The 18242-nt window shown below is 34.9% G+C and carries 28 protein-coding genes; 8 read left to right on the forward strand and 20 right to left on the reverse strand.

From position 1 onward, the window contains the following. Positions 1 to 2167 (reverse strand): portal protein (locus L8D11_RS00150; protein WP_236869654.1); only part of this gene is annotated, 2167 nt, incomplete at its 3' end. 275 nt (positions 2168 to 2442) lie between these two features. Here L8D11_RS00150 and L8D11_RS00155 point away from each other — a divergent pair. The 3 genes from L8D11_RS00155 to L8D11_RS00165 are packed head-to-tail and all read left to right on the forward strand — an operon-like array spanning position 2443 to position 4205. Next, positions 2443 to 3462 carry a leucine-rich repeat domain-containing protein gene (locus tag L8D11_RS00155; protein ID WP_236869655.1) on the forward strand — a complete coding sequence of 340 codons (1020 nt, stop codon included), beginning with the start codon at positions 2443 to 2445 and terminating at the stop codon, positions 3460 to 3462. A 6-nt stretch (positions 3463 to 3468) separates the two neighbouring features. Further along, positions 3469 to 3834, forward strand: coding sequence for a DUF805 domain-containing protein (locus L8D11_RS00160; RefSeq protein WP_236869656.1), 366 nt, complete (start codon positions 3469 to 3471; stop codon positions 3832 to 3834). Positions 3835 to 3848: 14 nt separating this feature from the next. Next, positions 3849 to 4205, forward strand: coding sequence for a cell envelope integrity protein TolA (locus L8D11_RS00165; protein WP_236869657.1), 357 nt, complete (start codon positions 3849 to 3851; stop codon positions 4203 to 4205). 51 nt (positions 4206 to 4256) lie between these two features. On the opposite strand, the gene L8D11_RS00170 is transcribed toward L8D11_RS00165, so the two are convergent. Further along, the gene (locus L8D11_RS00170) at positions 4257 to 4844 is read right to left on the reverse strand and encodes a recombinase family protein (protein ID WP_236869658.1); all 588 of its coding nucleotides are present in this window, start codon (positions 4842 to 4844) and stop codon (positions 4257 to 4259) included. A 293-nt stretch (positions 4845 to 5137) separates the two neighbouring features. Here L8D11_RS00170 and L8D11_RS00175 point away from each other — a divergent pair, with 293 nt between their 5' ends. Together L8D11_RS00175 and L8D11_RS00180 are read left to right on the forward strand one after the other, a co-directional pair. Beyond that, complete coding sequence (locus tag L8D11_RS00175; RefSeq protein ID WP_236869659.1) at positions 5138 to 5395, forward strand: AbrB/MazE/SpoVT family DNA-binding domain-containing protein; 258 nt, start codon at positions 5138 to 5140, stop codon at positions 5393 to 5395. Next, positions 5388 to 5777, forward strand: coding sequence for a type II toxin-antitoxin system VapC family toxin (locus L8D11_RS00180; RefSeq protein ID WP_236869660.1), 390 nt, complete (start codon positions 5388 to 5390; stop codon positions 5775 to 5777). Before L8D11_RS00175 ends, L8D11_RS00180 begins: the two co-directional genes overlap by 8 nt. 61 nt (positions 5778 to 5838) lie before the next feature. Here the strand turns inward: L8D11_RS00180 and L8D11_RS00185 are convergent, their stop codons facing one another. The 8 genes from L8D11_RS00185 to L8D11_RS00220 form a co-directional block, all read right to left on the reverse strand. Continuing rightward, complete coding sequence (locus tag L8D11_RS00185; protein ID WP_236869661.1) at positions 5839 to 7428, reverse strand: hypothetical protein; 1590 nt, start codon at positions 7426 to 7428, stop codon at positions 5839 to 5841. A 15-nt stretch (positions 7429 to 7443) separates the two neighbouring features. Then, the gene (locus tag L8D11_RS00190; RefSeq protein ID WP_236869662.1) at positions 7444 to 7662 is read right to left on the reverse strand and encodes a WGR domain-containing protein; all 219 of its coding nucleotides are present in this window, start codon (positions 7660 to 7662) and stop codon (positions 7444 to 7446) included. 11 nt (positions 7663 to 7673) lie between these two features. Next, a complete protein-coding gene (locus tag L8D11_RS00195; RefSeq protein ID WP_236869663.1) occupies positions 7674 to 7847 on the reverse strand; it encodes a hypothetical protein in 174 nt (57 codons plus the stop codon). A 26-nt stretch (positions 7848 to 7873) separates the two neighbouring features. Beyond that, positions 7874 to 8074: a hypothetical protein gene (locus L8D11_RS00200; protein ID WP_236869664.1), complete on the reverse strand. Its 201-nt coding sequence runs from the start codon at positions 8072 to 8074 to the stop codon at positions 7874 to 7876. Further along, positions 8071 to 8694: a ParA family partition ATPase gene (gene parA / locus L8D11_RS00205; RefSeq protein ID WP_236869665.1), complete on the reverse strand. Its 624-nt coding sequence runs from the start codon at positions 8692 to 8694 to the stop codon at positions 8071 to 8073. Before parA (L8D11_RS00205) ends, L8D11_RS00200 begins: the two co-directional genes overlap by 4 nt. Before the next feature lie 177 nt (positions 8695 to 8871). Next, positions 8872 to 9699, reverse strand: coding sequence for a BRO-N domain-containing protein (locus tag L8D11_RS00210; protein WP_236869666.1), 828 nt, complete (start codon positions 9697 to 9699; stop codon positions 8872 to 8874). Positions 9700 to 9781: 82 nt separating this feature from the next. Then, positions 9782 to 10246, reverse strand: coding sequence for a hypothetical protein (locus L8D11_RS00215; RefSeq protein WP_236869667.1), 465 nt, complete (start codon positions 10244 to 10246; stop codon positions 9782 to 9784). Next, a complete protein-coding gene (locus L8D11_RS00220; protein WP_236869668.1) occupies positions 10239 to 11426 on the reverse strand; it encodes a DNA modification methylase in 1188 nt (395 codons plus the stop codon). Before L8D11_RS00220 ends, L8D11_RS00215 begins: the two co-directional genes overlap by 8 nt. 327 nt (positions 11427 to 11753) lie before the next feature. On the opposite strand from L8D11_RS00220, the gene parA (L8D11_RS00225) reads away from it, so the two are divergent. The 3 genes from parA (L8D11_RS00225) (at position 11754) to L8D11_RS00235 (ending at position 13247) form a co-directional block, all read left to right on the forward strand. Then, the gene (parA, locus tag L8D11_RS00225) at positions 11754 to 12398 is read left to right on the forward strand and encodes a ParA family partition ATPase (RefSeq protein ID WP_236869669.1); all 645 of its coding nucleotides are present in this window, start codon (positions 11754 to 11756) and stop codon (positions 12396 to 12398) included. Next, positions 12388 to 12597 (forward strand): hypothetical protein, encoded by a 210-nt coding sequence (locus L8D11_RS00230; protein WP_236869670.1) that lies wholly within the window; start codon positions 12388 to 12390, stop codon positions 12595 to 12597. Before parA (L8D11_RS00225) ends, L8D11_RS00230 begins: the two co-directional genes overlap by 11 nt. A 236-nt stretch (positions 12598 to 12833) precedes the next feature. Next, the gene (locus L8D11_RS00235; protein WP_236869671.1) at positions 12834 to 13247 is read left to right on the forward strand and encodes a hypothetical protein; all 414 of its coding nucleotides are present in this window, start codon (positions 12834 to 12836) and stop codon (positions 13245 to 13247) included. Positions 13248 to 13393: 146 nt separating this feature from the next. Here the strand turns inward: L8D11_RS00235 and L8D11_RS00240 are convergent, their stop codons facing one another. The 10 genes from L8D11_RS00240 to L8D11_RS00285 form a co-directional block, all read right to left on the reverse strand. After that, a complete protein-coding gene (locus L8D11_RS00240) occupies positions 13394 to 13597 on the reverse strand; it encodes a hypothetical protein (protein ID WP_236869672.1) in 204 nt (67 codons plus the stop codon). A gap of 6 nt (positions 13598 to 13603) precedes the next feature. Further along, positions 13604 to 14026 (reverse strand): hypothetical protein, encoded by a 423-nt coding sequence (locus L8D11_RS00245; RefSeq protein ID WP_236869673.1) that lies wholly within the window; start codon positions 14024 to 14026, stop codon positions 13604 to 13606. Further along, positions 14023 to 14190, reverse strand: coding sequence for a hypothetical protein (locus L8D11_RS00250; RefSeq protein WP_236869674.1), 168 nt, complete (start codon positions 14188 to 14190; stop codon positions 14023 to 14025). The genes L8D11_RS00245 and L8D11_RS00250 overlap by 4 nt, the downstream gene beginning before the upstream one ends. Then, a complete protein-coding gene (locus L8D11_RS00255) occupies positions 14187 to 14453 on the reverse strand; it encodes a Thoeris anti-defense Tad2 family protein (protein ID WP_236869675.1) in 267 nt (88 codons plus the stop codon). The genes L8D11_RS00250 and L8D11_RS00255 overlap by 4 nt, the downstream gene beginning before the upstream one ends. A gap of 17 nt (positions 14454 to 14470) precedes the next feature. After that, positions 14471 to 15547, reverse strand: coding sequence for a DNA cytosine methyltransferase (locus L8D11_RS00260; RefSeq protein WP_236869676.1), 1077 nt, complete (start codon positions 15545 to 15547; stop codon positions 14471 to 14473). Further along, on the reverse strand, positions 15525 to 15971 hold the full coding sequence (locus L8D11_RS00265; RefSeq protein WP_236869677.1) for a single-stranded DNA-binding protein: 447 nt from the start codon (positions 15969 to 15971) through the stop codon (positions 15525 to 15527). Before L8D11_RS00265 ends, L8D11_RS00260 begins: the two co-directional genes overlap by 23 nt. Next, positions 15961 to 16122 carry a hypothetical protein gene (locus L8D11_RS00270; RefSeq protein ID WP_236869678.1) on the reverse strand — a complete coding sequence of 54 codons (162 nt, stop codon included), beginning with the start codon at positions 16120 to 16122 and terminating at the stop codon, positions 15961 to 15963. Before L8D11_RS00270 ends, L8D11_RS00265 begins: the two co-directional genes overlap by 11 nt. A 1-nt stretch (position 16123) precedes the next feature. Then, positions 16124 to 16456: a hypothetical protein gene (locus L8D11_RS00275; protein WP_236869679.1), complete on the reverse strand. Its 333-nt coding sequence runs from the start codon at positions 16454 to 16456 to the stop codon at positions 16124 to 16126. Then, a complete protein-coding gene (locus L8D11_RS00280) occupies positions 16456 to 17928 on the reverse strand; it encodes a hypothetical protein (RefSeq protein WP_236869680.1) in 1473 nt (490 codons plus the stop codon). Before L8D11_RS00280 ends, L8D11_RS00275 begins: the two co-directional genes overlap by 1 nt. Beyond that, the coding region (locus L8D11_RS00285) for an AAA family ATPase (protein ID WP_236869681.1) at positions 17925 to 18242 on the reverse strand (318 nt) is incomplete at its 5' end. The genes L8D11_RS00280 and L8D11_RS00285, both read right to left, overlap by 4 nt.

Raw genomic sequence — 18242 nt, forward strand, 5'->3', positions numbered from 1 at the left:
TTAACATATCCATGTCTAGCTTTGTTTGATTTAAGAGCTCCTCTAAATTCACTTTTAAATCAGCTATATAACGATCTTGCTCCATTTTAGCCTTGTCTAGTTCAATATTCATTTGTGTTTTATAGCCGTCGGCTTCTATATTTAAATGAGCTATTCGCTCACGTGATTCAACCTCTAAACGCCTTTGCTCGATATCCGCCATTTGTACTTGTACTTGTGGATCTACTGGTGCTTGCTCCGGTGACATTTGCTCTTCTTGTGGTAATAGAATTTGATCAATACCAGAGATGCCTAATGCCTGATATACTCTAGTATATATCTCTCTCATATTATGTAACTGTGGATCGGTAGAAGCTATCTTTAGCAAACTTTCCGCTTTCATAATTCTTTGGGTAGTAGACTCTACGGACGGATCGGATACAGGAATAATTTTTAATGGTTGATGCTCCGCAAAATTATCGTCACTTTGCGTAAAGCCAGTGTCCATAGGATTTAACGTTTGAAATAATAACTGTATCTCATCACTAAAAGAGGCATGTACCGTACGTAATATTGCCGATTGCATACGATTAGCTACTTCTAGCATCGCCATGGTAGTTCCGACCGGTGTATTTGCACTATTTTCAGGCATACCTACTTCGCTTGTCGAAGCAAGCTGTTGTGTCTGATTCGTTACTCTCTGAAGATATTCGAGCAACGCAGGTGAAGGTCCGTTATAGGGAAGAGGCATAATGGCCTGCGCTAACGGAAGTGCTCCCGTATCTAAAGTAATAAATTGACCAGGAGTTATTGTTATGTCATTATTTTGATTCTTAATACCAGGTACTTTTACACCGCCCGGAAAATTCTGAAATATAGCAGCATCAATTGCCATTCTTTGCATACAAGTTAAACTCATAGCGTTACTACCCAAAACTTGAGCAAGTCCTAAGCCATATATATCAAACCCAGGAAAAAGATTATAGTGAACAAAACAATTAATTCGAGTACGAGTCGGATCGTCTTCTTGCCAGTTAGGTATAATACTTACTATCTTATTACTCAAACCACATCTAGTTATCACATAGGGTGATGGTAAAAAATTACTACCAGATTCCCATGTATCGCCAGAGTCAAAAAACTCATTCAAATCTAAATATTCGTGAGTCTCATAAAATTTAAAGCGTGATAATGTACTATAAGCCGATATATCAATGCCGCTATTTACGTCATCTTCTTTAAGATCATTTTCTTCTGTATCTACAATGTTATTTGTTGATTTTAAATAATCAAGTTCAACGGATCTAAATGTTCCGTCTTGCATATTAAGTAAGATTTCTCTCTTTGAAAGATACCTGATATGAGTAAGACGATTAGACTCTAATATGCTGCTACAATTATTATCTACTAAAAAATCTTCAGGGATAATAAACCTGCTTATCGGTTTTTTAGTTATAGAATCATAATATACTTTGCGAAAAACACAGCCGTACAACAATAGGTAAAGTAAAAATCGATCATAATCAGGGTAAAATCCTTTATCCTCTATTGTTAGATATTCATTTAACGCATCTTTGGTTATCTCACCTTGTAATTCAAAAGCTTCCGTATTATTACTATCGGTTTTAAATCCACATGGACCGGCAGAAGGCAACAACTCTGAACGAAGTAGTGCCCACAAGCGAAGTAATGCGGTAGAAAATGTGGTATCAAATGTTTTTATTTGGTCATTATTGACGGTAGAAGAGTTAATTGTTGCATTTATCTTATTGCTTGCTTCTTCAAGACCAAAACCCAAGAACGGTTTTGTTTTATTAATAATATCAAGCCATGGTTGCCTAGATTTTATATCCTCCGAAGTCACTTCTTCTAAATAAGCAGCTATTTTTTCAAGCACTTTTTCTGGAATACTACTTGAGATATCGCTATTAAAAGGTTGAGATTCCTCAAAATCCTCATTATCTAATCTAGATAAAAGCTCTTCTTCTAAAATAACACCTTCATCTTGCGAAGCACCTATATCATCTATTAACTCATCGCTTATATCGGTTTGCGCAGCACTAATAATTTCAGGTGAAGGTTCATTAGTGCTAAGCAAATCATCTATTTCTGCAGCACTGGTTTCTTTAAGCGGCACACGTCTTTTTTTTGCTTTACTCCCGACACCCATATTAATATTTTTGGTCAATTTTGATGTTAAAATAACTATGAATAGTATAGCATTTTACACCTCTAAATACAAGGTTTTTGGCTTTAAAAGATTGGGATACAAGGGGTTTTCTAATGACTAATTTTAAAATGCAAGTTGCGAATAGCTGATAGCTAATCTTATGATGAATCTTAGAGAGGTATTTTTATTACAGTGATAAAGAGATATCGCAATTATAAATTGTATATTTTACTTGTCTTAAGTTGGAAATTCTGATTATTTGAAATGATATAAATTTAACACTTTATGTTTCTATGAAAAGAGAATGTGAGACAATAGATATAAATAATAAAAGTGGTAGCGGTAGTGGTGGTAACTATTTTTCTAGTAGCACTCAAGGGGGTGGTTATAGTACAAGTGGAAGTTTTGGAATTGGCGGAGGTTCTGGTGGTATTAATACGCACGGCGGATCATACGCAGACAGCTATGATTATGCGCCAGGCAAACATGCTTATAATATCTCCTTTAACTCAATAATAAAACAAACAAGTAACCCAGCACACGGATATCTCGTACCTGACAAAACCATAAATCTTAGAAACAATAACTTAACAGATACCGAGATTGCTGTACTTGCAGGTAACTTACAGTATCAAAGACTGGATTTAGATGTATTCGATGTGAGTAGTAATAAAATAGGATTCGGAGGAGTAGAGAATTTATTCTATGGTTTGCGTTTTGATAACACTTTAGCTGGTAGATATATTGTAACAATGAATTTCTCAAAGAATATTATTGGCGATGATGGTTTTAAATACATGGCTGATTCTCTTGCAATGGGTAGATTTCCAAATTTAAAAAGTCTTGACGTTTCTGGTAATCAAAATACAACTACTGGTTATGGATATCTGGCGAAAGGGCTAGAAGCAGTTACTCAAGATTTAAAAATTGTATTAGAAGCTGTAAAAGGTTTTTCTAAAGACGCTTTAAAAGCTAGCATGAAAAGCATGTTGTTTATTGCAAAAAATAACGGAATTAGTACAAAAGAAATGTTGACTACAGACGAAACTATAGAACATTGTAAAAAAGGTACTGTTAATGTAGGATTAAATATTGTTGGTGGATATTATAAATGTACCAACCCAGTGGTAAAAATTGCGCATATTAATGAAATGAATTTGGGCAGTATAACAGCTGAAATACTGGGGTATTACGTAAAACCCATTGGGGCTATTTTGACTTTTGCCTGTATTACAGAAAAAACAGTTTTTAGTGTTGTTGATGAAAATTTTGCTAATTGTTTAGTTGGCGTTGATAGTTTATTAGAAGAGTAATTTAGAATGTTTGATTTGTTTATAAATTATTTTAGAAATAAATATTTTCAATTTCAAGGAAGAGCTAGTAGAAAAGAATACGGTATATTTTCTTTGTTTATAATAATTACATTTATACCTATATTTATACTTACACAGAGATATAATAATAGTATTCTTATTGTTATATACGCAGTAGTTATTTCTATACCTTACTTATCTTTAGAGGCGAGAAGATTGCATGACCTAAATTTGAGTGGTTGGTGGCAAATTGCTCCTATTCTTGGTAGTGTTTTTATATCTCAAATTATCTCTACAATATTTTTTATTGGTTTACTTATCTTCAAAGGGACTTCTAAAAAAAATAAATACGGTGAACCTCCTATTAATTAGTTTTATTAAAAAATATGAAAAAAATTGCTATTTTACTTTCTTTACTGTTCGTTTCATCTTGTTCTTTCGGTGGTAACAAAGGACAAATAAAACATCAAATCACTCGTTGTTGGGTAGATAAAAAATACAATGATGAAAAATATTCTGATAGTAGAGTAGTATTGCATTTAAATTTAAATAAAGATGGTAGTGTAGACAAATTATCCGTTATAGAATCAAAGTGTGGTAAGCTTAGTAAAGATGAGTGTGACAAATTCGTGAACAGTGCTGTAGAAGCTGTTCATAAAAGTTCACCTATTAAAAATCTATTTGTTGATCAGTATGAAGATTGGAAAGAAATAAATCTAAATTTCGACCCTTTCTCAAATTAACTTTCAAAGCTAGTACCTGACGAACAGGTTGTATCTCAGATTTTTCCGATACTAGAGTTGTAAGCTAAGAGATGGTAGAGATTTTTTGATATCGGCTACTGTTTTTTTGCTTACCGATAGTTCTTTAGTAATCCAATCATAACTTTTACCCGCACGTAGAAAAATCTTCATTTTTTCAATTTTAGCTGCCGTTTTTGGATTCTTGCTTCCCAAAGTTCTGCCAAATTTTACGCCGTCAATTTTAGCTTTTTCTATTCCTGCTTTAGTTCGGGCATTAATCATGCTACGCTCTAACTCAGCAAATACACCTGCTATCTGAAAAAATGCCTTGCCCATAGGCGAAGTAGTATCGACTCTGTCTCCGGAGTCAAGAGATACAAGATCCACTTTCTTGTCTTTCAATAATTCTACAATTTCAATAAGTCCTTTCAAAGATCTAGCAATTCTATCAATTTTATAAACTACGACAACATCTTTCGCTCTGAGTGAGGCAATCATTTCTATTAACTGGGTACGATTATTATCTTTACCGCTTACAGACTCACTAAATATCTTTTCACATCCGGCTTTTAATAATTCCTCTTTTTGTAACTCAAGATCTTGAGTACTACTACTAACTCGAGCATATCCTATTTTCATGAAGCCTCCAGTACGATTTTATCTAAAAAAATCGACTGTACTATGTTTGTACATAAAGGTCTAATATTTTTGTTGATTGTACTATGATTTATTAAGTTCAGAGCGGTACGGCAAAACTGTAGTTTGTTTGTACTAGAGTTTTATACAACTGCCATAGATACTTTCTTAACCGTCAATAACTCTTCTTGTACTTTTGACAATAATAAATTGCTATGCCTCAATTAATATTAATGACATAATTAAATATTATGGTACAATATATTATATTACTAATTTAAAAAAGAATTATTCCTATGAAAGCTGTAAGAACAAAATTAGGAAAAGGTGGAAGAGTAATCATTCCGACAGCTTTTCGTCAAAACCTCCACCTAGAAACCGGAGATGACATTATATTGCATATGGAAGATAATCTAATATACCTTACTACAGCGGAGCAAGCTTTACGAACACTACAAAATAAGGTAAAGAATTATATAAACACCACTGGTCAAAATATTTCGCTTACCGATGAATTAATAACTATGCGACGAAATGAGGCAAAATATGAATAATAGAATCATACTAGATGCTTCTGCTTTATTAGCACTTATTCAAGAAGAAACTGGTGCAGAAATCATAAAGCCGTTGTTAAAATTTTCTGTTATGTCAGTTGTAAACGTTACGGAAACTCTAAGCGTATTACAGCGAACAAATATTACCCCAGAAGAAGGACTTGCTCTAATTGCGGATATTGTTACAACCATTGTTCCTTTTGATTTAGAGCAAGCCGAACAAGTAGCTAAACTACATCCTCTCGTACAGCCTCAAGGCCTTTCTTTAGCCGATCGTGTCTGTGTTGCTTTGGGGATAAAATTACAGATTCCAATATATACTGCTGATAGAATATGGAGCGAATTGCAATTAGATAACGCTAATATTAAATTGATTCGTTAGCTTCTTACAATTACAAAAAGGATTTTCCATCCAATTGTATAAATTCTATCTTCAAATTTTATCAATATAATTTCTTACGCGGTTGAACTATTTCGTCTTCATATTTGTCTTTAGGATGTCTCAAGTGAGCATGATCTCTTATATAGCTTAAAGCTTGTGTCATAGTATCAACCAGGTCTCTAGATTCAGCATTTGGAAAACTACTTACCGATTCAACAAATTCATCGGCAAAAGGCATAAACCTATCTTCATTTTTAGACTCTGTAGGCAACCACACTAAACCGCTTTCTATATAAGGTAAAATTATTTGTACTCTGCTATTCTTATCTCCTTTGGGTATATAAGGTATAGCACGTATACCCGCATTTCTAAGATCTCTAATTAAAGGATCACCTGTTGCTTTTGCCTCAATAAGACAAATGTCTACTCTACCGATTGCAGGATACATATTTTGATGTACGCCGGTATCTTTGTAATCACGGTTAAGTCTTTTAGCCCTATCTCTAAGTTCAGGATAGCCCACTCTCCCACGCCACATAGATAATAACATTATATTCTGTATTTCGTAATCGTCGCTACTCCTCCAAACACCCCAAGTGGTGCAGGCAGAATAAGAGCTATCCGGTTTATCGGAAAAAGCCGTATCCCAGCTTTGTAGTATAAGCTCATATTTAGGTGGGTTGGGCATAGTCCATTTTTTAAACCATGCTTTTTTAATGTGACCGCCACCTTCAGGGCTTGGCCTTTGTTGATATTGCCCTGCATAACCGTAAGAACCTAATTCTCGTTGTAATCGATTTATTATCTTGAGCGGAAACCTTTCCGGCCATAACAACTCTCCTTCTTTTGTTCTTGGGTCTTCCCATATTTGACCGTTCGTAGAAGGTAATATAACAGTTTTAGCCTTCCGTTTTTCTTCAAATTCCATAGGGATTATAAGCTTAACCCACTCGGATTCAGTATCATTTGCTAGAATATGCCCAGTAATATCTTTTTCATGAATCCTCTGCTGTACAACAATACGAACATCATGCAAAGGATTATTTAAACGAGTAGACCATACTTGATCCCACCAACTGTTAGTGCTTTCTCTTTTTGCCCCAGACTCCCCGTCTCGAGCATTATTCCCGTCATCAACTATAATTATACTGCCGCCTTTACCCGTAGCAACAGATCCGACGCTTGTTGCAATACGACATCCGCCTTTATTGTTTTCAAAAAGCATTTTAGCCTTTTGATCCTTAGCTAACTGATATCTAGCTCCCCATCTTTCCTGATACCAATCAGATTCTATTAATCTCCTGCATTTTAAAGAATGTTCCGTAGACAAAGAATGAGCATACGAAGCATACATAAATCTCTCTTCCGGATTCTGCAACCAAACCCAAGCAGGAAATGCTATTGAAATTAAACTGGTCTTACTGGTTCTAGGTGGGACATTAATTAAAAGGTTTTTTATCTCTCGTCTATAACAAGCTTCCAAGTGTTCGGCTATAACTTTTAAATGCCAATTATCGATAAAAGGTGTTTTACCTTCGATGATAGGCCACGCTTGCTTTAGAAATTCGTAAAGGGAAAGCTCGGCGTTTAGCTTAGCTAGCGAAAGGTTTAAATTATGGAGAGAAACGTGAGCTGTTATTTGTGATTTCATAGAGATAATAAAATTCTATACTTCTAGAAGAGTATAGCCTCGATACTTTCTTTTTTGCTTTATATTATTTACACTAAGCTCTACATCTTTTTCGGTATCACAGGAGATAACTTTATATCCGCCTAAATTACCGCCTACTCGTCCCCAGACACATATTACGTCCATAGTGCCAAATAAAGTAGGTTGAAACAGGAGTTTGTAATATCTATTGTCTTTTTCCCAAGATAAGACCATAGAAACCTCTTTTATTTATTCTGTAGCTCGTAAGACAAATCTACTAAATATTCCGTTAGTGACTGTATTACACTTTGGGCTTCCGTAATTTTACCTGAGTTATTTAATGATTTATCTAGCATAATATCATTAATAAGCCTCGCCAGTTCGTCGCTTAACTCTTTTATTTCTTCTATAATCTCCATACTCTTATACTCTTTTCTTTATATACTTATTTCTTCATATAATCTTGTAAAGATTTATGTATTAATTCTGTAATCGTGATATCATTTTCTAATGCATAGCGCTTGATCTCTTTATGAAAGCTTTTGGCAACATTAATATTCATCTTCATAATATCTTGTTTATCTTTTAGCTGCTGGAAAGCTTTTACCTTATTAATTGAAGGACGCCCTGTTTTTAGTAAGCTCATATTATTTCTTTTATTTCATTTACTACATTAGTGATTTCTTGTATTGCTTCATTATTATTAGTATCAAAAACTGTCTGACCTTCCGCTGCCGATTTAGCATATATAATTCTTTGAGACGTATAACTTTTCATTACCGGCAAAGAATAACCTTGTAAAGCTTCCACTATTTCTTTGCTTAAAGAAGTGTTAGTTATTTTTCTACTAATACAAAAGTATGATTTTGGATTGCCGTCAGTAAGTTGTTGTCTATGTTTTATTATATCTACAAGGTCTTCAGAAGCCCATATATCATAAGGAGAAGGTTGTACCGGTATAATTATAAGATCTGCACACTTAACAGCTGAAATTGCCATATCGGTTAATTGAGGTGCTCCGTCGACAATAACCCAGTCAAATTTATCCGCAATTTTTGAGATGTCTTTCTCTAAAGTAGGTCTATCCATACCTACAACTGCTATGTCGCTACTACCGGCTGCATGCCAATCACGAGCCGACCCCTGAGGATCTGAATCTATAAGCAGCACTCTAGATTTATTCAAGTGTAATTTAGTGGCGATATTAGTTGCTAAGGTAGTTTTACCTACACCGCCTTTTTGGTTTAATATTGCTATTATCTTCATATGTGTTTTTCTTTAAATAAAGATAAGTATACATCTTCGTTTAAAGAAGTAAAGATATAATTAAAACCTTTTAAAATTAAAGCACAACATAACTTGTCAATCAGTGTAACCCTATGCAAAATAACTAGCTTAACAAATGTGATTTTACCATTTGATAGTTAGTACTCTTGTTTTTCTTTATGTTATTTTCTTTGGTGATTTTAAATAATTTTCGTTTGAAATTACCTTTTGTCCCGTTTTATTCTCAAGCTCTATTCTGGCAGCCTTGGCAATCTTCCCGCCCGCTTTACTTGCCGTCTTGTTTTCTGGCATTCCTTTTGCATTTATGCTTTCTGCAATTTGCCTCGTTGATAATTCAGCAAGCGCAGTAAAAATTAACTCTGCCTCTGTCATATGATCACGTAAATTATGGCTTTTTAAACCCTTTAGATCTTTGTGCTTTTTTACGCTTACTCCAGACCATTCTTGATGAATAATACTTGTTAGAGTAGCATACTCATCACCTTCGTTAATGTCATGGTCTTTCCAGTAATCGGTTAACTTGTTCCTGGTTTCTTGACCGAGCATACGTTGCTGTATCCATTGTTTGCTGCGCCCATGCTTTTTCCAGTTCTCTCTAGCTCTATTAAGAGATTTCTCTGGGTCGGCAATTTCTTGTACACGTTCATAGCCTACTTTAGCAAGCCAACGTTTAAGCGGTTCAGCTTTAGGCGATGGGATAGATTGAATAATACGAAATAGGGATTCGGTATTAGCGCAGTCTGTTTCACGCATCTTTCCATCAGGGGCTTTTAGTTTCAACTGTACGATTTTTTCGTACACTTCAGAAAAACCCTCTTGCTCAGTGAGTTGTTTTTTTAAGTCAGACCAATAACGTCGAGAGTTAGTACTATCAGTTAATGCACTGACTATATCAACAACCGAGAAAAACCAGGTTTCAGTTTTTTTATCATAGGTTCTACGGATTTTGTGATCTTCAAAAATAGTTAAGTTGTTTTCTGTCATAAAATTTATGCTACCTTTCATTGTGTCTTTGTGTTATGTACACTATATTTTCTAGAACTTGGAAGCTTAAAACAATTTTTACTTATTCCGTTTCTCCGCACTCTTTCTTTAAATAAATCAATTCTTTCGTTAAGTTAATTCTCTCTATTAATTCTTCTCTGCTTAATGTTTTAACTATGTTAGCTTCTCCCTGTGTAATCGGCAATAGTGCTTCATGTTGCTTTTCCGACCAACCCCCTTGTGTTTTAAGATAGAATATAATTGCCTTTAGACTCATTTCCGATTTTGTATCGCTCTTAATATACCCCATAAGCCTTGAACTCACAAAGTTTTTAGCCTTCATTCTCCCCCTCGTATAGGCGGAAAAGATATCCTCATCTCTTTTTTGTATATTTCGGAACGTTCTATCGCTAAAACCTAGATAATTGGAAATCTCTTGCTGAGTATGACCGTGAACGGCTAATGCTTCAATTTGAGAAATTTCTGCCGCGTTAAGCTCTAGAATCTCGCCCTTTTTTGCTCTTTTATTGTTTAAAGATTTACTCATGCAAAACCGCTTTTTCTCCTGTGATTTTCTCCCACCTTTGTACTATGATATCTACGTATGCAGGTGATAGTTCCATCATATAGCAATTACGGTCTGATTTCTCACAAGCTATCAAAGTTGTACCACTTCCGCCAAATGGGTCATATACTCCTTCACCGACTTTTGAATTATTTATAATAGGACGTAACATACATTCAATAGGTTTTTGAGTACCATGTCCTGTTTGTTCTTCACCACCGCCACCAAATACATTATTATTATTTATCTCCCATATCGTACTCTGATCACGTTTACCTTGCCAGTTATGCTGCCTTCCTCTTTTTACAGCGTACCATAAAGGTTCGTGTTGGCCATGATAATCTCCTCGACTTAAGGCAAAGTGCTGCTTACTCCAAATAATCAAACTTATTAATTTAAAATCACAATTTTCAATATGCTCTGCAAATTTATGTGTGTAGCTTGAGGAATGCCAAATATATGCAACATCTCCTGTAAATAATGAATAAGCATCAGACCAATCATACCTATCGTCATTTAAAACTGTTCCTTTAGCTCTTGCTCCTTTACCGGCAACTTCCCTCCATTCAGGTTTATAGCTTACTCCATATGGAGGATCAGTTACCATTAATATAGGATTTGTTCCGTCTAACAATCTGCTTACATGCTCAGCATTAGTACTATCTCCACAAAGAAGGCGGTGATTACCTAATATGTATAAATCGCCTAATTTACTTACGGGATTAGCTGGTAATTGCTCTATTTCGTCTTCATCAATAGAGGGTATGATCACGGGTTCTAAAGTTTCTAAGAATTCCTTATCAAACCCAAACTCTTCAAGCTCTTCAAGGTTAAATTGTTCTTGTAGAATATCAAAGTCAAACTCTCCAAAATTCAAATTATCTCTTACATTGATTCTATCAAGTTCTTGCTGCTGGAGAGTCCACTCAGGCATAAGCACTTCTATAACATCCGAAGGTTTATATCCTGCTTGTAGCAATGCTTTCTTTCTCTGATGTCCACCTATAATGGTGTAGTCTGTATTAACTATAATTCTTTGGTGATAACCATCCTCATTTATATGAGCAGTTAATTTATCAAGCTGTTCTTTTTTAATCTTTCTTGGGTTTTTATCATATTCCTTTAGATCGGATATCTTGACTTCTTTTATTGTCCACTTCATTAACGCCTCTTTTTACGCTCTCGCAACTGTATATTATTATCCTTTAGAAATTGAATTAACTATGAAAATTATACTACATATTGTATTAAATAACAAATTATCTACTCTTTGTATTCTATATCTATGATTGATTACCAGATTATAGCAATATCCCTTGTAAACATAAGGTGATTGAGGGTGCTAAGTAAGATTAGTGCTGATACTATAAATACTATTGACAAAAGAATGAGTAAAGTGAATAATCCTACCTAGGTATTTAGGTTTATATATATATAGATTTATATATACCTAGGTTACCTTTGTATATATAAATCTATGGTTAACGATATGACAAGAGTAATAGCGATACTAAATCAAAAAGGTGGAGTAGGTAAAACAACTATCAGCACTAATCTAGCGGTAGCCATACAAAAAGATAATAAAAAAATACTATTAATAGACTCTGATCCACAAGGTAGCCTTAGAGACTGGAATCAAGCTAATGAAGGTAAATTAATCCATGTCGTGGGTTTAGATAGAGAAACGTTAGCAAAAGATATAGAAGGTGTAAAACACGGTTATGACATAGTAATCATTGATGGTGCTCCTCAATCTTCTAAACTTGCTGGTGCAGCTGTAAAAGCGGCGGACTTAGTAATAATACCAGTAACACCATCACCTTATGATGTTTGGGCATGTTCTGACCTTGTAGAAATAATACAAGCAAGACAAGCAGTTACCGAAGGTAAGCCTCTTTGTTATTTTTTTATCAGCAGATCTCGTAAGGGAACAACCTTAAGTGAAGATGTTGAGAAAGCTCTTTCTGGTTATGAAATACCTATTTTAACAAGTCGTACAATACATAGAGAAGTATATGCTAAAACTGCATCAGATGGTCTAACCGTACATTATGATACAAGAGCAATAGAGGCGGTTAATGAAATTGAAGATTTTAAAAACGAAATATTGAAGGTTTTAGATAATGTCATTTGAAGCTAAAAAGGGTAAGAATAAACATCGCAGTCATACTGTGGATAAAGCCATTATTGAAGCAATTAAAGATGATATGGTTGGCTTAAACATAAATATAGCAAAAAATAAACGAGCTATATTCAAAGCTAAGACTGCTATCAAGGGCGATACTATGCAAGATATAATTATCAAGGCAATAGATAGTTATATAGAAACCTAGACATATACTAAACTATTTACCTATATTTCTATATACCTAGCTATATAGAAATATAGGATATTAATTAGTTGAGGAATATAAGTACTTGACCGCTTCGCCCGTTCAATATAACTTGTAATAGTTCTGTCTTTTGGCGTTATTTTCCGCTTTTGAGTTTCGGTAAAAAAGCAGAACGTTTTTTCCAAAACATTTTATTTATAAGATCTGCTTTGTAGTAATTTTAAAATATAGAAAAAATGCTTGATACAGAAATATATACTTTATCACCAATGAGTAGTAAAAATAGCAAAGAATCCCTTCGGTGGAAAAAAATTGATATTTCAAAGACTCCTTCTGTTTACTGGTTAAACTTAGGCAACAGTACTCAGTATAAAATTGTTACTTTTATGATCCAAGATGCCTTATTTTTAGGGGTTGAAAGAATAGGTTGTTTTCTCTTTAACAAAGAGAATGAAAAGTTTCCATCCTATGTTGCTGAAAAGTTAAATCTAGATCCAAATAGCGACGCCAGGAATATAGCTGATTGGCTGAACATTCAGTTTGGGTTTCAAACTCAAGAATTCGGGTTTTATTATGATAATTTTTGTGTAGACTCTTTCTCGAAGCAGGAACAATACATAACACTTGACGATTTTAGTCTTTTTATGTAATTTTAGGTAGTTCTGTCTTCAAGTTTGGTCTCATCGGTTAATCTAAGACAGAACGCCTTTCGTTTTTAAAAATACCTATTTTTCTCTTTTTTTTGACTAATATTTCTACACACTGATTATTTGCGTAGTCGAATTTACTTATATATTCACTTTTTTGACAGTCTTCTAATAGTGTCAAATTCTCCTACTCCTCCATAATAATTCCATGATCCATAGGACGCTTCCTTATTAATTTCTTCAAGAGCTGTTTCAGCATCGGATAATTCATCTTCTAAATTGCTAACTCGGACTTTTAGTTCTTCACACTCTTTATAAAGTTCTTTGTAAGTAGGAAATTTTTTTTGTTCCATAATTAATTACCACAATAAATTTACGTTCCTAGCTTCTTCTAACAATCTTTGCTTCTTCTCCTCGGCCTTTAGTTTGTGAAACCTTTCAAGAGCTTGACTCGGAGATAACTCCCCTTTATAAGATTTCATCCAGTCATTATCCTTTATTGTTGTAAGCTTAGGTTTTTTAGTATCACTTTTTTTAACAGATAAAGGATCTCTCCCTTTCTCCCACTGTTCCACTGCATCTAATCGTTTGTGGTAATTCTTAAACTTAAAACCATACTTATTCTCCATTCTGGTTTTTATATACGTAAACTCAGCAGAGTTATAATCAGATATGATACACGCTTCTTGCAAAAATTTGCCGTCACTTTCCTTAGGGCTATCATCAGTAATAGTTCTATCTATTCTAGCAAGAATGCTTTTTCTAGCATAAGCTGCGCTCATTTCTCTACCTCATCTTCAGCATTTAAATCCAAGTCTAAAAATATTATTATTTTGTCAATTTTGCTATTTAAATCCAGTAACTCCTTTGAAATGGTTATCATCGGTAGCCAAATCAAAAAGCCTAAAAGAACAGTAAGAAATGCGGACAATGCTATGTTCTTCATATCTTCTCTCCTACAATTATCCAATCATTTGCTTCAACATCATATATATCAAACACCCATTCTTGGATTACTAGTCTATCTTTGTGCTGAGGGTGTTTTTTTTCAAAATCATGATAAGCACAATATTGATAAATTATTTCTCTTCTTTCCTCATACTCATTATCCTCGTAACCCAATATAAAGTAACAATATCCATCGCACTCACTAGATCGGCAAACTTTTTTACCTTCTCTCATCTGTTGAATGGCTTCTATAATATTCATTATCTTAGTCCTCTTAATTAATGATTATAATTCTTCCCAAAACTATTTATAATTGCTTCTCCTAAAAATTCTGGAATTAACGGCACGACTGCATTGCCTAACACCATAAGACGCTGCCTACGACTTCCGCTCTCCGTCCAGCTACTTGGAAAGCCCATAAGCCATTCTACCCAATCAGGATTTAGACGCCCCTCTTTTAGTCTAGCTATTGATTCCGGTTCTGCTCCCCATTGTTCAAGTCCTCGTGTGCGATAGTACAAGCTAATCTGCTCTTGCTTACATATTGTGCTAATTTCTTCAGATCCCCAGTATCCTTGTAGTCTCGGGCAGTTGGGGTCGGAAAGAATCTTACATGTCTTGCTAATCCCAGACTCCCCGATGTTCCATTCTTGGTGTGCTTCCGAATACTTCCGCTCGAAGTCATCTTGTAGATATCGTCCTTGCCGATTATATCTCCCACAGTCGCATCGCTTGCAGTCGGCGTCGGTAGCATTTTTACAACTGTCTCCAAATGTGGACTCTGTCTCATCCTTTCCGATGGACAATCCGACTTTGCCGATGCAAGTGGGGTAGGCCATAATCCAGATTCTATCCCGTCTGTGAGGCGCACCAAAGGCGGAAGCTGGTATGCAATGCCATTCTGCATCATACCCGATCTCCCATAAATCTTGCAGGACTGCGACAAGTCCTTTACTACGAAGGTTAGCCACGTTTTCGATAATTGCATATCTTGGTTTGAGCTCATTAATTAACCTCTTAAATTCTTTCCAAAGCCCAGATCTTGAACCATTAATTCCAAGTTGTTTTCCTGCGCAAGAAATATCCTGACAAGGAAAACCTCCTGCAATAATGTCAATTTGCTTTAGCGTTTTAAAATCGTCTTTAGTTAACTTTGATATATCTGGAAATATCGGAATATCACGCCAATGTGTTTTTAGTATTTTTTGACAAAAAGAGTCCTTTTCACAAAAAGCCACTGTTTGCATTCCTGCTTTTTCCAGCCCTAGAGAAAATCCGCCTATCCCAGAAAAGACATCAAATACCGATAATGATTTTTTAAGCATCTCTTTCCTAACTAAATGGTATTTCGTCATCGTATATTTCTGCCTCTGGTATAACTGCTTTTGTACCGCTTTCTATCTTGTACCTGCCGTTACTTTGCTCTGTTGTATCCGTCTTTTCTTTTGGATACGTTAGAATATTAAACTCAGTTACTAGTACTTCAATGTTTGCCTCAGCTGTTCCGCTACTAGTCGTATAAGCTTTAGCCTTAGGTATTCCTCTGACAAACAAACCCATCTTGTCTTTGACGTACAGCTTAATAAGTTTGGACATCGTTTCGGAATTGGATTTACACTCAAACCAACTAGTATCTTGCTTTTCTTCTCCATTCTTATCTTTGTACTTCCTGTTCACACAAAGCTTAAACACTACCCAATTCGGATAATCTCGTTCATTCGGGCATCTTGCATCTTGGTACACGTAGCCTATCAGCTGGATCTCTGCGCTATTTCTCATTTTTACTAGCCTCTTCTTTATGAGTTTGATCAAATTGCTCGATTAGCCTATCGACAGTAGTTAATAGGACTTCAGCAAACTCATCCCTAGTCATACTCTTGAGAGTTTCTTCCATTTTATTTAGGGATTCATCCTCATATACTGTGTCCATACTACTTATCCATTAAATTGTTTGAAGCTACAAATTGCTCTAATCTAATGCTTAAATGATTTAGCTTTTCTAGCTTCCTAGGAAGATCTTCTTGTAAATTTTTTAAACTTCTTTTGACTATTAATTGCTGATGTTTTACAAAAGAGTGTGCGTTTAGTGCATTAGAAACAAAATTATTGATTAATTCTTCTATCTCCCTTTCTGCTGATCGCAATATTATTTTAGCACCTTCAATTTCATCTAACGTTTCTATTGTTAAAAGAATATAATTCAGTTTATATATTTGCTCTTTACTCAAATTCTTAGTTGTTTTTCTTTCTTGTGTTTCGCTCATTAAAACCCTCCATTTGGTTTATAAATTATTGGTCTCTGGTTATTGTTTTCATAATGCAATTCCAGAGTTACTTTTTGCTTTTTGACTACACTCTCAATCGCTGTTTCAAACCTACTGTAAACGCTATCAACATAAAAAGTTGAACCTGTTAGGATGATTCTGTTGTTTGGCACATCTTCACTAACTCTTAGTTTATCAAACCAAGCGTTGAGAATATGATCACCCGTTTTGTCTGGAAAATACTTGAGTAGCTCATTTTTGAATCGATCCCATTTTAGGCAATTTGATCGAGCTTGCATAACCTTGCTAACCTCTTCTATCGGAGTGGGTTTTTCTGTAGCTGAGGTATTTACCATTTTTATCTCAGAACCATACGTCATATGAACGCAAGTTTTTAGCATTTGTTTGTCATGTTCAGAGAAGATAAATTTAGCTCGTATACTGATTCCTAGCTTGTTTGGCTCAAGTTCCGTAAAGGTACAATTCTCCATGATTTCCTCACTGGTTTTGCTATCAAACACCTTGAAGATCTCCGCCTTCAACTGCGTTATTTGGTCTATTCTCCCTGTATTCACACTGCCCTCCTCGCTAGATATGCTTGCAGTCTCTTCCACTAAAATCCGTGATTTCAGTTGTACGATTTTTTCGTACGGTTGCTCTTCAAGCTGGTCACAATTGACCACCTTGCTTGCCACAACACGGATTTCTTCTGCTTGGTAAACCTTGGCTAGCTCCGCAAGAGAGCTAATAGCCAAGGTTGGAACTTCGATAATTGGTTCTTGCGGCGCTGGTTCAGGTTTTGTGTTTGAGATTTGTACGATTTTGCAAGGTTGAATTTTTCCCTCACGCGCGCACGCTAAAGGAGTATCAACTTCAATAGGAGTACTAGAGAAAAAAGAAGAAGAATAAGCTTTAGCTTCTTCTTCTTTTTTCTTACCGTTATTGGGTATTACATATATGTTGTCCAATTTTTGTTGGAGAGGGGGGCACGAATTTTTGCATAGCTCTACTTGGTTTTGAGGAGTAGTTACCACCTTTTTTTCTAGACCAATTTCACTATAGAAATGAGGCGTGTCTTTCCATACTAAAAGATACATATTATTGTTAAATCTTTTACCGTGATAATATTCAGTTCTAAAATCTCTAGTAAGTAACCCTAACTTTTCTAATAAGACCAATTTTCTTCTGATTAACTCAGTAGTACATTTATGCTTATTAGCTAAATACTCATAACCTATCTGCCACCCATAGCCGCTTAGCTTTGACGAGTAGACTATATTACCTTGGATATTTGTTTTCTTAGGCTTATACCAAGACCTAGCTTCTGTGTAGATATCGATAGCCAGATAATCTGGTTTGCCACTCTCAGTAAGAATGATATTGTACAAAGCCTCTATTCTGATATTCCCTTCTTCCTTTAAGAGGTTCTTTTTATTATTGGCTTTTTTATTGAGTTTAGATTGGGCTTTCATGCAACCCCTCTTAATCTTGGTAACAACACTATCTTTTGTTTTTTTATTTGATTTGGAGTGCTTAATACAAAAACCTCTTTGTAATCTTTTCCCTTTCTTAACTCATAGAAAGATTGACTCAACTGCTCTTTTTGTCTAAAAATATAATCACTACATCCGCCCCTATCGGAACGTTTAGAATTGCGCCCTAAAGAAACATCTAACTCTATATCAAATACAATGGCTATTGTCGGTATATGATATTTACAAGCCATTTTTAGATAACCTTGTCTATCTTCCAATCTCGTGTTTGTGGCATCAATTACTGATAGTTT

Source organism: Candidatus Bandiella numerosa (assembly GCF_021811875.1).
Lineage (GTDB): Bacteria > Pseudomonadota > Alphaproteobacteria > Rickettsiales > Midichloriaceae > Aquirickettsia > Aquirickettsia numerosa_A.

Excerpts from the sequence above, each read along its gene's own strand:
- L8D11_RS00215 (WP_236869667.1), bottom strand. The coding sequence starts at position 10,246 with ATGAGTAAATCTTTAAACAATAAAAGAGCAAAAAAGGGCGAGATTCTA.
- L8D11_RS00160 (WP_236869656.1), top strand. The coding sequence starts at position 3,469 with ATGTTTGATTTGTTTATAAATTATTTTAGAAATAAATATTTTCAATTT.
- L8D11_RS00255 (WP_236869675.1), bottom strand. The coding sequence starts at position 14,453 with ATGAATATTATAGAAGCCATTCAACAGATGAGAGAAGGTAAAAAAGTT.
- L8D11_RS00230 (WP_236869670.1), top strand. The coding sequence starts at position 12,388 with ATGTCATTTGAAGCTAAAAAGGGTAAGAATAAACATCGCAGTCATACT.
- L8D11_RS00195 (WP_236869663.1), bottom strand. The coding sequence starts at position 7,847 with ATGGAGATTATAGAAGAAATAAAAGAGTTAAGCGACGAACTGGCGAGG.
- L8D11_RS00250 (WP_236869674.1), bottom strand. The coding sequence starts at position 14,190 with ATGAAGAACATAGCATTGTCCGCATTTCTTACTGTTCTTTTAGGCTTT.
- L8D11_RS00260 (WP_236869676.1), bottom strand. The coding sequence starts at position 15,547 with ATGACGAAATACCATTTAGTTAGGAAAGAGATGCTTAAAAAATCATTA.
- L8D11_RS00190 (WP_236869662.1), bottom strand. The coding sequence starts at position 7,662 with ATGGTCTTATCTTGGGAAAAAGACAATAGATATTACAAACTCCTGTTT.
- L8D11_RS00165 (WP_236869657.1), top strand. The coding sequence starts at position 3,849 with ATGAAAAAAATTGCTATTTTACTTTCTTTACTGTTCGTTTCATCTTGT.
- L8D11_RS00180 (WP_236869660.1), top strand. The coding sequence starts at position 5,388 with ATGAATAATAGAATCATACTAGATGCTTCTGCTTTATTAGCACTTATT.
- L8D11_RS00155 (WP_236869655.1), top strand. The coding sequence starts at position 2,443 with ATGAAAAGAGAATGTGAGACAATAGATATAAATAATAAAAGTGGTAGC.
- L8D11_RS00210 (WP_236869666.1), bottom strand. The coding sequence starts at position 9,699 with ATGACAGAAAACAACTTAACTATTTTTGAAGATCACAAAATCCGTAGA.
- parA (WP_236869665.1), bottom strand. The coding sequence starts at position 8,694 with ATGAAGATAATAGCAATATTAAACCAAAAAGGCGGTGTAGGTAAAACT.
- L8D11_RS00200 (WP_236869664.1), bottom strand. The coding sequence starts at position 8,074 with ATGAGCTTACTAAAAACAGGGCGTCCTTCAATTAATAAGGTAAAAGCT.
- L8D11_RS00185 (WP_236869661.1), bottom strand. The coding sequence starts at position 7,428 with ATGAAATCACAAATAACAGCTCACGTTTCTCTCCATAATTTAAACCTT.
- parA (WP_236869669.1), top strand. The coding sequence starts at position 11,754 with ATGACAAGAGTAATAGCGATACTAAATCAAAAAGGTGGAGTAGGTAAA.
- L8D11_RS00170 (WP_236869658.1), bottom strand. The coding sequence starts at position 4,844 with ATGAAAATAGGATATGCTCGAGTTAGTAGTAGTACTCAAGATCTTGAG.
- L8D11_RS00265 (WP_236869677.1), bottom strand. The coding sequence starts at position 15,971 with ATGAGAAATAGCGCAGAGATCCAGCTGATAGGCTACGTGTACCAAGAT.
- L8D11_RS00240 (WP_236869672.1), bottom strand. The coding sequence starts at position 13,597 with ATGGAACAAAAAAAATTTCCTACTTACAAAGAACTTTATAAAGAGTGT.
- L8D11_RS00280 (WP_236869680.1), bottom strand. The coding sequence starts at position 17,928 with ATGAAAGCCCAATCTAAACTCAATAAAAAAGCCAATAATAAAAAGAAC.
- L8D11_RS00235 (WP_236869671.1), top strand. The coding sequence starts at position 12,834 with ATGCTTGATACAGAAATATATACTTTATCACCAATGAGTAGTAAAAAT.
- L8D11_RS00275 (WP_236869679.1), bottom strand. The coding sequence starts at position 16,456 with ATGAGCGAAACACAAGAAAGAAAAACAACTAAGAATTTGAGTAAAGAG.
- L8D11_RS00270 (WP_236869678.1), bottom strand. The coding sequence starts at position 16,122 with ATGGACACAGTATATGAGGATGAATCCCTAAATAAAATGGAAGAAACT.
- L8D11_RS00245 (WP_236869673.1), bottom strand. The coding sequence starts at position 14,026 with ATGAGCGCAGCTTATGCTAGAAAAAGCATTCTTGCTAGAATAGATAGA.
- L8D11_RS00175 (WP_236869659.1), top strand. The coding sequence starts at position 5,138 with ATGAAAGCTGTAAGAACAAAATTAGGAAAAGGTGGAAGAGTAATCATT.
- L8D11_RS00220 (WP_236869668.1), bottom strand. The coding sequence starts at position 11,426 with ATGAAGTGGACAATAAAAGAAGTCAAGATATCCGATCTAAAGGAATAT.